The following is a 14,084-nucleotide window of genomic DNA, read 5'->3' on the forward strand; positions in this document are numbered from 1 at the left end:
CCGCGGCGCTCACTGGCACGACTCGCACTGCAGCCGCTCCTGCGGGTCCACCGGGCAGGCGGCCTCGCCCACCACCTCCAGCTCCTGCACGTCGCCGGGCACGACGTCGGGCACGACGGCCGGTACGACGGGTGCTGCCGGCGCTGCGGCACCGAAGCCGCGACGTGCCGGCGCGGCGGCACCGAAGCCCCGACGCGCCCCGGAGCTCGCCGGGGTGCGGCCGTCCGCCTTGTTGACCTTGACGGTGCTCTGCTCGGCGGTGTGCCGCGGCATCATGTGCAGGTAGTAGGTGGTCTTCACGCCCATCCGCCACGCCGCGGCGTACAGCTCGACCATCGACGCGACGCTCCGGTCCGCGAGGTAGATGTTGCGGCTGATCGCCTGGTCGATCCACTTCTGCGCGCGGGCCGCGACCTCGAGGTAGGCGCGGCCGGGCAGCTGGAACGACGTCTGGTAGATCTCGACCAGCTCACGGGGGATCGTGAGGTCCGCGCGCTCCGCGGCCACCCGGGCCAGGTCGCCCTGGTGGCGGAGCAGGTCGTCGCGCACCTCCTCCCAGAGGCCGGCGGCGCGCAGGTCCTCGACGAGGTTGCGGTTGACCTCGAGGAACTTGCCCGAGCTCGTCGTGCGGCTGAAGATCTGGCTGAACTGCGGGTCGAGGCCGGGCGTGGTGCCGGCGACGAGCCCGATGGACGCGGTGGGGGCGATGGCCAGCAGGGTCGAGTTGCGGATGCCGCCGGCCACCTTCTCCCGCAGCGTGTGCCAGTCGAGCCGGGTGGTGCGGTCGACCTCGACCGGTACGCCGCGGTCCGCCTCGAGCAGGGCGAGGGAGTCGATGGGGACGAGCCCCTGGCTCCACCGCGACCCGGGGAAGTGGGCGTAGGAGCCGCGTTCCCGCGCGAGGTCGGCGGAGGCGTCGATGGCGTGCCAGGAGACGAACTCCATGACCCGGTCGATGAGCTCGTAGGCCTCGGGGGAGGCGTAGCTGTGCCCGCAGCGCTCGACGACGTCCGTGAATCCCATGACGCCCAGCCCGAGGGCGCGGTTGCGCTCGTTGGAGTGCTCCGACTCGGGCACCGAGGAGACGGTGATGTCGATGAGGTTGTCGAGCTGGCGCACGGCGAGGCGGGTGGACTCCGCGAGCCGGTCCCAGTCGATGCGGGCGCCCTCCCCGCCGGCGCCGCGGCGCCGTCCCACGACGTGCCGCGAGAGGTTGATCGAGGCCAGGTTGCAGACGGCGACGTTCTCGCGGTCCTGCGGCAGGCAGATCTCGGTGCACAGGTTGGAGAGGTGGATCGTGCCCGTGTTGTGGTTGAGGGCGCGCGTGTTGATCGTGTCCTTCCACGTCAGCCACGGGTGCGAGGTGGACTGCAGCGCGGTCAGGATCGCCCTGAACTGCTCACGGGCCCCGACCTTCCGGTGGCGCAGCCGCCCGGCCTCGGCCTCGGCGGCGTACTCCGCGTAGCGCCGGGAGAAGGCAGCCCCCGTCAGCTCGACCAGGTCGGGCACCTCGGCGGGATCGAAGAGGTACCAGGGCTGGTCCGCCTCGACGCGCTTCATGAACTCGTCGGAGATCCACACGGCGGTGTTGGCCGTGCGGGTCCGGCGGTAGGGGTCGCCGGAGTTCTGGCGCAGGTCGAGGAACGCGGGGAAGTCGAGGTGCCAGTTCTCCATGTAGAAGCACAGCGCACCGAACTTCTTGCCCCCGCGGCTCACGGCACGCAGCGTCGAGTCGATCGTGTGCATGAAGGGGACCGGCCCGGTCGAGGTGGTGTTGTTGGACGCGATCGGCGACCCCTCGGCGCGGAGCTTGGTGACCGAGAGGCCGATGCCGCCCGTGCCCTTCGTCAGCCACATGACGTCGCGCACCGACTTCGCGATGTGCTCGATCTCGTCCTCCATCTGCATCACGAAGCAGTTCGAGAGCTGGCTGTAGGACGTGCCGGCGTTGACGAGCGTGGAGCCCGCGGCGAGGTACTCGAGGCGCGACATCTTGTCGTAGAAGCGCTCCGCGGCGCGGGTGGGATCGTCCTCGTTCAGCGCGAGCCCCATCGCGACGCGCATCCAGAAGAACTGGGGCATCTCGAGCGGGCGCCCGTCGGGACCGGCGACCATGTAGCGCGTGCGCATGGTCTGCACGCCGACGTAGCGCAGCAGGTCGTCGCGGTCCGGGTCGAGCGCGGCGCCGAGCCGTTCCAGGTCGAAGAGCTCGCCGAGTCGGCGGTCGAGCAGGCCGAGCTCGACGCCGCGCAGGACGAACGCGACGAAGGCCTCGCCGTGGAACGCGTAGACCTCGTCCCGGGTCACCCCCTCGCCGAAGATCCCCTTGTAGAGGCTCTTGACGAGCAGGCGCGACGCGATGGTGTCGTAGGCCGGGTCGTCCTTCACGTTCTGCAGCGCCACCTGCACGACGGCCTCGTCCAGCTGCTCGCTGGTGATGCCGTCGAAGAGCGTGATCTCGAGCTCGGAACGCAGCTGGGTCGCGCGGGCGACCCCGTCGTCGAGACCGGCCGCGGCCTCCTCGATGGACCGGGCGATCTCGTAGCCGTCGTAGGGCACACGGGTGCCGTCGCGCTTGACGACCTCGATCCGGCCGTTGGTCGTGGTGCTCATGTCGTCTCCACCCCTCGTGGAACGTCGCGGGACGCACGTCCGCGGACGAGGGGGAGACAGCAGGAACGGTCGACGGACAGGCCGCTCCACCCTCACGGGAGGCCTCCTGCCGGCGTTCGATCCTCCGACCCTCCCTCGGGGTCGCGGACCCTCGCCCGTCGGGGGCGAGGCACTGGCAGGTCTTCGGACTCGTGGGCGATCGTGCTCCGGCCTACTGTCCGTCGCTTCCCAGGCTGGCGTCGGCCGTGCCCAGTGCTTGTTGACGGAGGTCGTTCCCACTCACCGCTGCGGGGCAGTTCCGGTCTTCCACCGGATTCCCTCTTGCGACGACCCGTCTGGAGGACGGGTCGAACCAGCTGCGCCGACCACCATATACGGGAATCACATCGATGCAACTACCTAGATGTTGTGTCCTGTCGCTCGCGGCTCGGACAGCGGCGCGACGATGCGGTCGACCGCGGCGCGGTCGAGCACGCCCCCGTGCCAGGTGTCACGGGGGCGTCCCGGCGTGCTCAGGTCGCGCACCACCACGACGTTGCTCCGCTCGCACTCGCCGAGGCACCTCACCACCCGCACGCGCGTGCCCGCGGGCACGGTGTCGCGGAGGTGCTGCACGAGGTCGTCGTGGTCGACGCCTGGGTGCTTGCGGGCCGTGCCGCAGCAGCAGTCGTGGCACACGAGCACGTCGTGGTCGGGCCTCACGGGTGGGGTCACCCGATCCAGTCGTTGCCCGGCAGCTCGTCGAGCGCGGTGATGTCGAGGGTGGGCTCGACGCCCGACTCCGGCGCCAGCCCGAAGTGCTCGACCGCGGTGCGCACCCACTCGGCGGCGTCGATGTTCATCGGGCCCGAGACCCACATCGCGTAGGGCAGGTTGACGAAGCGCTCCTCGCGCACGGCCTCCAGGTCCCGGGAGGCGGGGTTGGCCTGCAGGACGGCGACCTTGTCCTCGTAGGACTGCCCCGGGTAGTCGACGAAGAAGATGACGTCGGGGTCCGAGGCGGCGAGGGTCTCCCAGCCGACCTCGGTCCAGGTGTCCTCGACCGCGGCGGTCGCGTTGGTGACGCCGGCGGTGTCGAAGATGGCCTGGGGACCGCCGAAGGAGCCCGACGTGAAGATCGCGTCGGTGCCGGAGTCGAAGAGGAACGCGGTCGGCCGCTCGTCGCCCTGCGGAGCCGCCTCCAGCGCGGCCCGCCGTGCCTCGATGTCCTCGACCACCGACGCCGCCGTGTCGCTGTGGCCCGTGAGCTCACCGATGTTCGTGAGGTCGGTCGTGAGGGCCGTCCAGGCGTCCATCGTGCCGCGGGCCCCGTCGTCCTGCTGGCAGGTCTCGCTGAGCAGGTACGGCGTGATCCCGTGCTCGGTGAGCATCTCGGGCAGCAGGTTGCGGGCCTCGCTGAAGCCGTAGCCGTAGCCCGCGAACATCACCTGCGGGTCGACGGCCAGCACGTTCTCCAGGGTGGGGAACTCCTCGCCGACCACGGTGAGCTCGTCGACGCGGTCGTCCGGGTAGGCCAGCTCCAGGAGGTCCTGGTCGCGCTCCATGCCGGTGACGGCGACCAGCTCGTCGCGTGCGCCCGCGGCGAGCACGATCGAGATGATGCCGCCGTCGTACGCGTAGAGCTCGGTGACCGGCCCGTCGACGGTGAGGTCCTCGCCGCAGTTCTGCACGGTGATGGCACTGGCGCCGGACGCCGAGCCGGAGGCGCCCTCGGGGGCGCACGCGGCGAGGCTCGGGGCGGCGATGGCGAGGCTGGCGAGCAGGGCGAGGGGGCGGGCGGACGTCATGGGTGGTCCCTTCGGGGGTGGATGAGGAGGTGGGGCTGGTCGAGGTGCGGGTGCGGGACCTGGACGGAACCGACACCGAAGTGGCGTGCGACGTGCCCGGCGGCCAGCACGTCGGCGGGCGGCCCGACCGCGACGACGGTGGCGGGACCACCGGGGTCCCCGTCACCGGACCAGCCGACCACGGCGAGCACGTCGAAGTAGCGCAGCGCGAGGTCCAGGTCGTGGATCGTCGCGACGAGGGTCTCGGCCTGGCCGGCGAGCACGTCGAGCAGGCGCAGCTGCCAGGCGACGTCGAGGTGGTTGGTGGGCTCGTCGAGGAGCACGACGGGGCACCGCTGGGCCAGGCCGCGGGCGAGCACCGCGCGGCGGCGCTCGCCGCCGGACAGCTGGTCGCACGGACTGTCGACGCGGTCCGCCAGGCCGACCGCGTCCAGGGCCGCCAGCACGATCTCCCGCTCGTCGCGGCCGCCCCGGGCCCACGGGCGCGTGCGGGGCACGCGACCCAGCGCCACCATCTCGCCGACGAGGAGCTCGGCTGCGACGACCTCCTCCTGCGGCACGTAGGCGACCCGGCGGGCACGCTCGCGGGGGCGCACGTCGTGGAGGTCCTCGAGCCGACCGTCCGGACCGGCGAGCTCGGCCGTGCCGCTGCCGTGGTGCAGCACCCCGGCGAGCACGCGCAGGAGCGTGGACTTGCCGGCCCCGTTGACGCCGACGATCCCGAGGCGCTGCCCCCGGGGTACGTCGAGGTCGACGTCCGCGAGGACGGGACGGCCGCCGAGGCTCACCCCGACGCCGCGGAGCCGGGCGGCCAGCCGGTCGCCGCCCGGTGCGGTCGGGCCCGTCATTGCTGACCCCCGAACCGGTAGCGGCCACGTCCCATGAGCAGCAGGAAGAGGGGTGCCCCGACGACACCGGTCACGACGCCGAGCGGGATCTCCTGGGGGCGCACGGCCAGGCGGGCGACGACGTCGACCCAGAGCAGGAAGAGACCGCCGCCGAGGGCGGCGACGGGCAGGACGACGCGGTGCCGCGCACCGACGACGAGGCGGGCGGCGTGGGGCACGATGAGGCCGACGAAGCCGATGCCGCCGCTGACGGCGACCAGCACGCCGACGAGCACCGCGAGCCCGACGAAGAGGGTCGTGCGCATCGCGGCGACGTTGACGCCGAGGGCGGAGGCGGTGTCGGGTCCGGCGGCCAGGGCGTCCATCCAGCGGTGGAGGGCGAGCATCCCCGCGCCCAGGAGCGCGACGAGCACTGCCGGGACCCAGAGCTTCTCCCAGGTCGCCCCGCCGACGCTGCCGAGCATCCAGAACATCACCGAGTTCGCGGCCCGCGGGTCACCGCTGAGGAAGACGAGGAACGACGCGATCGCCGACAGGCCGGAGGACAGCACGACCCCCGAGAGCACGAGCCGCAGCGGGGTCAGACCACCCTGGGCCGTCGCCACGAGCCACACGAGGAGCGCCGAGCCGACCGCGCCGAGGAGCGCACCGGTGGACACGGCGTAGATCCCGAGCCCGCCCAGGAACCCCGTCGTGATCACCGCGGTGGCCCCCACCGAGGCGCCCGAGCTGATGCCGAGGAGGAACGGGTCGGCGAGCGGGTTGCGCACGAGGGTCTGCATCCCGACGCCCGCCACGGCCAGTCCGGCACCGACGACCACGGCCAGCAGCGCCCGCGGCATCCGCAGCTCCCAGACGATGACGTCCCACCGGCCGGGGTCCCGCCCCGCGAAGCGGTCGGTCACCGCGGTGACGACCTCGCCGACCGGGATCCGCTCCGAGCCGAACGCCAGGGAGGCGACGAGGCTGCCCAGCGTCGCGAGGAGCAGGAGCAGCAGGAGGGGCCAGAACGCGAGCCGGCGACGTACGGAGCTGCGTCGCGGCTTCTCGCCGTGGCTCACCGAACGGTGCGACGGGCAGGAACGGGGGTGGGGCGGGAAGGGGGCACGGCGGAGCCTCTCGGTGTTGGCGCCCTGGTCGCGAGGGGCCGTCGTGAACACGTGAGCCGACAGGTCTTCGGACTCGGGTTCACCCGACGGCACGGCCTTCCCAGGGCGTTGCCGCCCCAGTGGCTTCGTCGTGCCGTCGTCGCCCTCACCGCTGCGCGCCAGTCCCGGATTCCCACCGGAGTTCCCTGGCATCCAAGGGATGCGTTCGACTCGAGGGGCACGCTAGCAGCCCCGGGACGTCCGGTCGGCGGAGGTCCGGTTCTCGTCTAGGGTCCGCGGGGTGGGGGCGACGGGGACGGCGGAGCGGCGGGCGCTCCTGGCGGACCGCGCTTTCCTGCGGCTCTGGGCCGGTACGACGGCGTCCGGTCTGGCGACGTGGGCGATGCCCTTCGTGCTCGGCCTCGCGGTCGTCGACGGGTCGCTCGGGGCGACGGCGCTCGGGGTGGCCCTCGCCGCGCGGACCGTCGGCTTCCTCGTCGTGCTCCCCGTGGCGGGGGTCCTCGCGGACCGCCACGCCCCGCGCGTCGTCGTGCTGCTGGCCTCCGGGGTGGCCGCGGCGGGCTCCTTCGCCCTCGCGGCGGCGCTCGGGCGCTCCGTCGTCGCGACCACGGCGGCCGCCCTGCTGGTCGGCGCCGGGCAGGGCGCCTGCCGCCCGGCCTTCCAGGCGCTCGTGCCGGCGACGGTCGCCGAGCCCGACCGCCAGGCCGCCAACGCCGCGATCACCGTGGCGGTGCGCGCCTCGGTCCTCCTCGGCCCTGCGGTGGCGGGCCTCGGTGCCGCGGTGGCCGGGGCCGCGTGGCTGGTCACCGCCACGGGTGTGCTGTGGGTGGTGGCAGCGGTGGCCCCCGCCCGGACGGCCCGCGTCGGCGCGGTCGGGGGAGCCGCGGGACGGCGTCCGGGGTTCCGGGCCGAGTTCGTCGAGGGGCTGCGCGAGGCGCGTCGTCACCCGTGGTTCCTCGGTGGTCTCGGAGCGCTGGCGACGGTGATCATGACCGGCTACTCGGTGACGGCCGTGGCGTTGCCGCTGGTCAGCGCCGACGTCACCGGGTCCGGGGTGCTGCTGGCGGCGGGCGCGACGTCGTACACCGCGGGAGCCCTGCTCGGCGGGCTGCTGCTCGCGCGCTGGCGACCGCCGTCGACGGGCTGGGTGGCGCTGGGCGGCCTCGGGATCTACGCGGCGGCGCCGCTCGCCCTGGCGCTGGACCCGCGGCTCCCCGTGGTGGTGGCGGCGTACGTCGTCGTCGGGTTCGGCATCGAGCTGTTCAACGTGCCGTGGTTCACGGCGCTGCAGCGGGAGGTCGCGCCGGAACGGCTCTCGCGGGTGTCGTCGCTCGACTTCCTCGTCTCCTACGGCTTGGCGCCGCTCGGGCTCGCGCTCGTGGCGCCGGCCGTCGACCTGGTGGGGATGCGGGCCGTCCTGCTCGGCTGTGCCGTGGCCTGCGTGCTCGGGCCCGCCCTCGCGGCGCTGGTGCCGGGCAGCCGGCACCTCGCGGCTACGACGCCGACGGGCCGGGCAGCGGCACGCGGATGAAGCGGGGGCGGTACAGCAGCGGGTCCTCCAGCACGGCGCCCAGGTCGGTGCTGTTGCGGCTGTAGGACACGACGACGTCGCCGTCCTCCGGGAGCAGGTCCGGGTGGGCGAGCGGCATGTAGCGCAGCAGGCCACCGTCGGGGTCCGAGGGCAGCTCCGCCACGGGCGGTCCCGCGGTGAAGGGGCCGGTCGGGGCGGGTGCGGTCCACACGACGAGGTCGCTGCCGAGCACCTCGCCGCGCTTGGAGACCGCGTACCAGGTGCCGTCGCGCTCGAAGACGCTCAGCGTCTGGGACGTGCCCTCGGTCGCCCCGATCAGCGCGGCCGCGTCGGCCGGGTCGCGGCCCCAGGTGGCGCCGTCCCAGTACGTCCAGGTGGACGGGTCGTTCACGTCGGCGGGCCGGGTGCGCGCGACCTGGAGGGAGAACCCGGTGCCCGGTGCGGGGTCGGCCGGGCGGGCCGTGCCGTAGAGGTAGAGCCACCCGTCGGCGAGCGTCGTGGCCGCGCCCCACATCGGGCGCGTCGTGTCGGCGTCGTCAGGACCGACGTCCGTGGTGCCGACGAGCTGCGGGACCCCGCCGACGGGCACGACGAAGGTCGCCACCGCCGGGCCGACGTTCTCGAAGCCGAACGGGTCGTCGGGATCCGTCGTGCGGACCCGCTGGGCGGTCACCTCGACCAGGTCGTAGCCGGGCTGGGCGAGCACCGCCACGGACATCGGCCAGTAGCCGACACCGCCGTCGCGGTCGGGGATGATCGCGCCGCCCGAGCGGGCCACCACCACCTGCAGGCAGTCGGGTGCGACGACGAGCATCGAGTTGCGGACGAAGCGCGCGCCACCGGCGTCGGGTCCCCGCAGGGTGTCCCCGAACATCCACACCGTCCGGCCGTCCTGCAGGGTCGCGCTGGCACCGACGTCGCCTCCCTGGAACGCGTCGGTGGCCCGGAGGTCGGCGATGCGGTTGAGGTCGTCGATGTCGTCGACCTTCCCGGGCCCGACGCACTCCGTGGTGGAGGCGAGGCTCACGCGGGGTGCCACGGGGGGCGGGTTGCCGGGCAGCCCCACGGTGAGCACGGCGGTGGTCGACGCCATCAGCGTCACCGCGAGCACGGCCATCTGTCGTCGCCACGGAGCGGGAGCCAGCGACGGGTCGTCGTCAGGGCTCGCCTCGCGCGCAAGGCGGCGCAGCACGAGGCGGGTCGAGAGGAGCACGAGGAGGGCCAGGACGGCGGACCCCGCGAGGACCACCCCGGAGCGCCAGGCGACGGTCGTCGTCGCGACGGCGGGCGAGAGCGCGTCCGTGGCCGCGCCGACGATCGTCCACGCCGTCACCGTCCGCCACGGCTGGGCGAGGAGCCAGGGGTCACCGGCGAGCACGAGCGGGAGGGGCAGGACCAGGAGCAGGGCCGCTGCCACCAGCAGCCCCCGCAGTCCCGCGAGCGCCTCGCAGGCCAGCGTCACCAGCCCGCTGGCGACGACCGCGGCGAGGACGACGGCCCCTGCCCGGGGGCTCGCGAGGGCGGTGGCCAGGAGCCCCGCGGCGACGCCGAGCGCTCCGATGCCGGCCACCCGCACGACGCCGCGCCGGAACGTGCGCGGCACCGGACCCCAGACCATCGAGACCACGACCACCAGCGCGAACCCGGCCGCGACGGCCAGGAGGCTCGTGGTCGTGGCCGCCGGCACGGCGGCGGAGAGCCGGTCGCCGCGCTCCACCACGACCGTCCGGTCCCGCGCGTCGGCGATGGAGCGCGCCTGCGCCACGAGCGCGCGGTCGCGTGCCGGGGCGTGGTCGTCCGAGAGGAGCAGGCGGTCCTGCGTGCCGGCGAGGTCGATGACGAGGACGGCCACCACCTCGCCGTCCGCGAGCCGCGCCCGGGCCCGGTCGAGGTCGTCGGTGCCGCCGACGGCCAGCTCCGACCCGGGCATCGCCTCGACCTCGGAGGCGACCGCGGCGGTCACGACGTCGGGGCCCACGAGCACGACCGGAGCCTGCTGGAGCCGGTCGTCGCCGGCGGCCCCGGCGGTCAGCGTCCACGCGCCGGCGACCAGCAGCAGGGCGACGACCAGCAGGAGCGCCGGGAGCCGCTCGCCGGGCGAGCGTCGCCCTCGTCGCGTCGTCACGGCGCGATCACACCATGCGGGAGCCCCCGGGCGCGCCCCCGGGCGGTATCGCCTTCGCCACGGGACTCACCAGGCGGCGGGGAACCCCCGCTGCGCCGCGTGGCTCACGACCGCGCCGCCGTGCCCGGTCGTGAGGTGGTCGAGGTGGTGGGCGCACTCGGCCGCCAGGGCGCGGACGAGTGCGTCGTCCGTGCTCTCCGGGCCGTCCGCCGGTTCGGGCACGACGGCGTGGACGATGCCGTCGGCCAGCAGGTCGGCCGCGCGCACGCGCTGCTGCTCCGCCAGCTCGTCGGCCCGCTCGGGCGTGCCGTGGACGATGACGCTCGCACCTTCGGGGGGCAGCGGCGACAGCCACGCGTGCTCGGCGGCCACGACGACGTCCGCGGGCAGCAGTGCGAGGGCGCCGCCGCCGCAGCCCTGTCCCATCAGCAGGGAGACCGTCGGCACGGTCATGGTCGTCATGGTCGCGATGCAGCGCGCGATCTCGCCGGCGATCGACCCCTCCTCGGCCGCCTGCGAGAGCTCGGCACCCGGGGTGTCGATGACGGTCACCAGGGGGAGCCGGAGCTCCTCGGCGAGCCGCATGGCGCGGCGGGCCTCGCGCAGCGCCCCCGGCCCCATGGGGCTCGACGGCGTCTGCCGTACGCGGTCCTGCCCGACGAGCACGCAGGGCTGCCCGTCGAGGCGGGTGAGCGCGATGAGGATGGACCCGTCGTGCTCGCCCTGCTCGGTGCCCCGGAGCCGCACGGTGCCCTCGGCGGCGTGCCGCAGCAGGTCCCGCACGCCCGGGCGGCCCGCGGCGCGCGTGCGCTCGATCGACTCCCAGGCGGGGACCGGCGACGCGACGCCGTCGGCGGCGGTACGGCGCGGCAACCGGGGTGGCCGCGGCGCGTCGAGCAGCACGCCCAGGGCCAGGTCGACCAGGCCGCGCAGCTCGTCGGCGGTGGCGACGGCGTCGATGATGCCGTGCGCGGCGAGGTTCTCGGCCGTCTGCACGCCCGGCGGGAAGGCGCGGCCGTTGAGGGCCTCGTACACCTTCGGTCCGAGGAAGCCGACGAGGGCGCCGGGCTCGGCCACGGTCACGTGGGCGAGGGAACCCCACGAGGCGAGCACGCCACCGGTGGTGGGGTGCCGGAGGTAGGCGAGGTAGGGGAGGCCCGCGGCACGGTGGGCCATGACCGCGCGGGTGATGTCGACCATGCCGACGAAGGCGGGGGTGCCCTCCTGCATCCGCGTGCCCCCCGACGACGTGCTGGCGAGGAGGGGCAGGCCCTCGTCGGTCGCCCGGCGCACGGCCGCGACGATGCGGGCGGCGGTGGCGGCGCCGATCGACCCCGCGAGGAAGCGGAAGTCGTTGACGACGACGGCGACCGGGCGGCCCCCGACCTCGCCACGCCCGGTCAGGACGGCCTCGTCGAGCCCCGACCTCTCGCTGGCGGCGGCGAGCTGGCCGCGGTAGTCCGGCGCCAGGTGCGACGTGTCGACCGGCCGGTCCCAGGACTCGAACGTGCCCGCGTCGAGCACCGCCGCGACGAGCTCGGGAGCACCGAGCCGCCGGGCCCGGGGGGCGGGTTCCTGGACTGCAGTCGTCATCGTCGACCTCTTCGTCTGCGTTGGCCCACTGCGCTAGTGGCTGATTGGCCTAGCCAATAGGTGATCGAGCCGTGTGTCAATACGCTGACCCGGTGAGCACGCCCGACTCCAAGCTGCCGTCGCCCGTCGCGCGGACGCGGCTCTACGAGCAGGTCGCGGAGCAGATCACACGGTGGGTGGCCGAGGCCGGCCTCGGCGCCGGTGACCGGCTGCCGCCCGAGCGCGAGCTCGCCGTGCAGCTCGGGGTCAGCCGCGCCACCCTCAGCCAGGCGCTCGTCGCCCTCGAGGTCGTCGGCGTCGTCGCCGTCCGCCACGGTGACGGGACCGTGCTCACCGGCGCCCAGCCCGCCGCCGCCCCCGTGCTCTCCGCCATCCGGGCCCACGCCGACCGCCTGCCCGAGGTGATCGACGCACGCGACGCGCTGGAGACCAAGATCGCGCGGTTGGCGGCGGAGCGGCGTACGGAGGAGGACCTCGCCGCGATCCAGGCCGCCCTGGACGCCATGGCGGCCGACGTCGAGGCGGGCGGCCGGGGCGTCGAGGGCGACGAGCTCTTCCACGGGGCGGTCACCCGTGCCGCGCACTCGCGCCTGCTCGCCGACATGATGGGCACCATCGGCGAGCTGATCCGCGAGTCCCGCATCGAGTCGCTGTCCCAGCCCGAGCGGCCCCGCAACTCGCTCGCCGGGCACCGCGCCGTCGCCGACGCCATCGCCGCCGGCGATGCGGACGCCGCCGCGCGCGCCATGCACGAGCACATCACGATGGTCAGCGACGTCGCGCTCCTGCGCGACTGAGCGGCCGAGCCTGCCCGTCCCCACCGGAGGAACCCGCGTGCACGACTTCATCGCCGGCCTGCCCAAGGCCGAGCTCCACGTCCACCACGTCGGCTCGGCGTCGCCGCGGATCGTGGCGGAGCTCGCGGCGCGGCACCCCGGCACCGTGCCGAGCGACGTGGACGCGCTGGCGCGCTTCTTCGAGTTCCGCGACTTCGCGCACTTCATCGAGGTCTACCTGGCGGTCGTGGCCCTCGTCCGCACGCCCGAGGACATCCGCTACCTCACTTACGAGGTGGCGCGGGAGATGGCCGAGGGGCAGGCGCTGCGGTACGCCGAGCTGACGTGCACGCCGTACACCTCGGTGCAGCCCCACCTGGACGGCGTCGGCATGCCGATCGAGGCCTACACGGAGGCCCTCGAGGACGCGCGGGTCGCGGCGGAGCGCGACTTCGGGCTGGTGCTCCGCTGGATCTACGACATCCCGGGGGAGTCGGGGCTGCCCGCCGCGGAGGCGACGCTCGGCTTCGCGCTCGACCACGCGCCCGCCGGTCTCGTCGGCTTCGGCCTCGGGGGTCCCGAGATCGGGGTGCCCCGCCCGCAGTTCGCACCCCACTTCGCCGCCGCCCGCGCCGCGGGGCTGCGCAGCGTGCCGCACGCGGGGGAGACGACCGGCCCGGAGACCGTCTGGGACGCGTTGCGGCTGCTCGGCGCCGAGCGCATCGGGCACGGCACGTCGGCGGCGCAGGACCCGGCCCTGCTCGCGCACCTCGCCGCGACGGGGATCCCGCTCGAGGTGTGCCCCTCGTCCAACATCGCGACCCGGGCCGTGGCCTCGCTCGACGAGCACCCGCTGCGCGCCTTCCGCGACGCCGGGGTCACCGTCACCATCAACTCCGACGACCCGCCGATGTTCGGCACGACGCTGAACCGCGAGTACGGCGTGGCCGCCGACCTGCTCGGGCTCGACGAGTCCGGCGTGGCGGACCTCGCGCGCGCGGCGGTGCGGGCCTCCTTCGCCGACGACGGCACGAAGGCGCGGGTGCTGGCCGAGATCGACGCGTACGTCGCGGGTTGATCCCTGCCGGACGATGGGGGGGTGTCCACGCTCGTCGTCACCGCGCACCCCGACCCGACCTCGCTCACGCACCACGTCGCTGCCCGCCTGTGCGAGCGCCTCACCGACCGCGGGGAGGACGTCACGACCGCGCACCTCGCCCAGGAGGGATTCGACCCCCGGTTCACGGCGACCGACCGGCAGGCGTACCTGACGGGCCAGGGCCACCCGCGTGACGTGCTCGCGGAGCAGGAGCGGCTCGACGCGGCGCAGCACCTCGTGCTCGTGTTCCCGGTCTACTGGTGGTCGATGCCGGCTCTGCTCAAGGGGTGGGTCGACCGGGTGTTCGTAGCGCCGTGGGCCTTCGCGATCGACGACGGCGGCCGTGTGGTGCCGGCGCAGCAGCGGCTCACGGTCCACCTCGTGCCGATCTTGGGCACGGCGCAGGGCTCGTTCTCGCGGCACGGATACGCGGAGTCGTTCACCACGCAGGTCGAGCGCGGCATCCTCGACTACTGCGGCGTCCGCCGTGGCGCGACCGCCTTCGTGCACGACGCGGAGGACGAGACGAGGGCGACGGGCAACGCCGGGCTGGCCGTCGACACCGTCGTCGGCGCCGTCGTCGGCACGGCCGTCCGGGGCTGA

The 14,084-nt window shown here is 74.4% G+C and carries 11 protein-coding genes and 2 riboswitches; of the genes, 4 read left to right on the forward strand and 7 right to left on the reverse strand.

Annotation, left to right across the window (positions count from 1 at the left end; translation table 11 throughout):
- Positions 1 to 9: 9 nt before the first annotated feature.
- From QE405_RS06040 to QE405_RS06060, 5 genes are all read right to left on the reverse strand, one after another.
- A complete protein-coding gene (locus QE405_RS06040) occupies positions 10 to 2,613 on the reverse strand; it encodes a ribonucleoside-diphosphate reductase subunit alpha (RefSeq protein ID WP_307199306.1) in 2,604 nt (867 codons plus the stop codon).
- A gap of 157 nt (positions 2,614 to 2,770) precedes the next feature.
- Positions 2,771 to 2,986, reverse strand: a riboswitch (cobalamin riboswitch).
- Positions 2,987 to 3,012: 26 nt separating this feature from the next.
- The gene (locus QE405_RS06045) at positions 3,013 to 3,315 is read right to left on the reverse strand and encodes a hypothetical protein (RefSeq protein WP_307199307.1); all 303 of its coding nucleotides are present in this window, start codon (positions 3,313 to 3,315) and stop codon (positions 3,013 to 3,015) included.
- An 8-nt stretch (positions 3,316 to 3,323) separates the two neighbouring features.
- On the reverse strand, positions 3,324 to 4,400 hold the full coding sequence (locus QE405_RS06050) for an ABC transporter substrate-binding protein (protein ID WP_307199308.1): 1,077 nt from the start codon (positions 4,398 to 4,400) through the stop codon (positions 3,324 to 3,326).
- On the reverse strand, positions 4,397 to 5,248 hold the full coding sequence (locus QE405_RS06055; RefSeq protein ID WP_307199309.1) for an ABC transporter ATP-binding protein: 852 nt from the start codon (positions 5,246 to 5,248) through the stop codon (positions 4,397 to 4,399). The genes QE405_RS06050 and QE405_RS06055 overlap by 4 nt, the downstream gene beginning before the upstream one ends.
- On the reverse strand, positions 5,245 to 6,309 hold the full coding sequence (locus QE405_RS06060) for a FecCD family ABC transporter permease (protein ID WP_307199310.1): 1,065 nt from the start codon (positions 6,307 to 6,309) through the stop codon (positions 5,245 to 5,247). The genes QE405_RS06055 and QE405_RS06060 overlap by 4 nt, the downstream gene beginning before the upstream one ends.
- An 89-nt stretch (positions 6,310 to 6,398) precedes the next feature.
- A riboswitch (cobalamin riboswitch) is annotated at positions 6,399 to 6,582 on the reverse strand.
- 55 nt (positions 6,583 to 6,637) lie between these two features.
- On the opposite strand from QE405_RS06060, the gene QE405_RS06065 reads away from it, so the two are divergent.
- Positions 6,638 to 7,888 (forward strand): MFS transporter, encoded by a 1,251-nt coding sequence (locus tag QE405_RS06065; protein ID WP_307199311.1) that lies wholly within the window; start codon positions 6,638 to 6,640, stop codon positions 7,886 to 7,888.
- Here the strand turns inward: QE405_RS06065 and QE405_RS06070 are convergent.
- Both QE405_RS06070 and QE405_RS06075 read right to left on the reverse strand, forming a co-directional pair.
- A complete protein-coding gene (locus tag QE405_RS06070; protein WP_307199312.1) occupies positions 7,851 to 10,013 on the reverse strand; it encodes a DUF4185 domain-containing protein in 2,163 nt (720 codons plus the stop codon). The genes QE405_RS06065 and QE405_RS06070 overlap by 38 nt on opposite strands.
- Positions 10,014 to 10,079: 66 nt before the next feature.
- Complete coding sequence (locus QE405_RS06075) at positions 10,080 to 11,606, reverse strand: carboxyl transferase domain-containing protein (RefSeq protein WP_307199313.1); 1,527 nt, start codon at positions 11,604 to 11,606, stop codon at positions 10,080 to 10,082.
- 92 nt (positions 11,607 to 11,698) lie between these two features.
- Here QE405_RS06075 and QE405_RS06080 point away from each other — a divergent pair, with 92 nt between their 5' ends.
- The 3 genes from QE405_RS06080 to QE405_RS06090 are packed head-to-tail and all read left to right on the forward strand — an operon-like array spanning position 11,699 to position 14,084.
- Positions 11,699 to 12,403 carry a FadR/GntR family transcriptional regulator gene (locus QE405_RS06080; RefSeq protein WP_307199314.1) on the forward strand — a complete coding sequence of 235 codons (705 nt, stop codon included), beginning with the start codon at positions 11,699 to 11,701 and terminating at the stop codon, positions 12,401 to 12,403.
- A 37-nt stretch (positions 12,404 to 12,440) separates the two neighbouring features.
- Complete coding sequence (locus tag QE405_RS06085) at positions 12,441 to 13,460, forward strand: adenosine deaminase (RefSeq protein WP_307199315.1); 1,020 nt, start codon at positions 12,441 to 12,443, stop codon at positions 13,458 to 13,460.
- Positions 13,461 to 13,481: 21 nt separating this feature from the next.
- Positions 13,482 to 14,084: an NAD(P)H-dependent oxidoreductase gene (locus tag QE405_RS06090; protein WP_307199316.1), complete on the forward strand. Its 603-nt coding sequence runs from the start codon at positions 13,482 to 13,484 to the stop codon at positions 14,082 to 14,084.

The sequence above is a fragment of the Nocardioides zeae genome (assembly GCF_030818655.1).
GTDB lineage: Bacteria > Actinomycetota > Actinomycetes > Propionibacteriales > Nocardioidaceae > Nocardioides > Nocardioides zeae_A.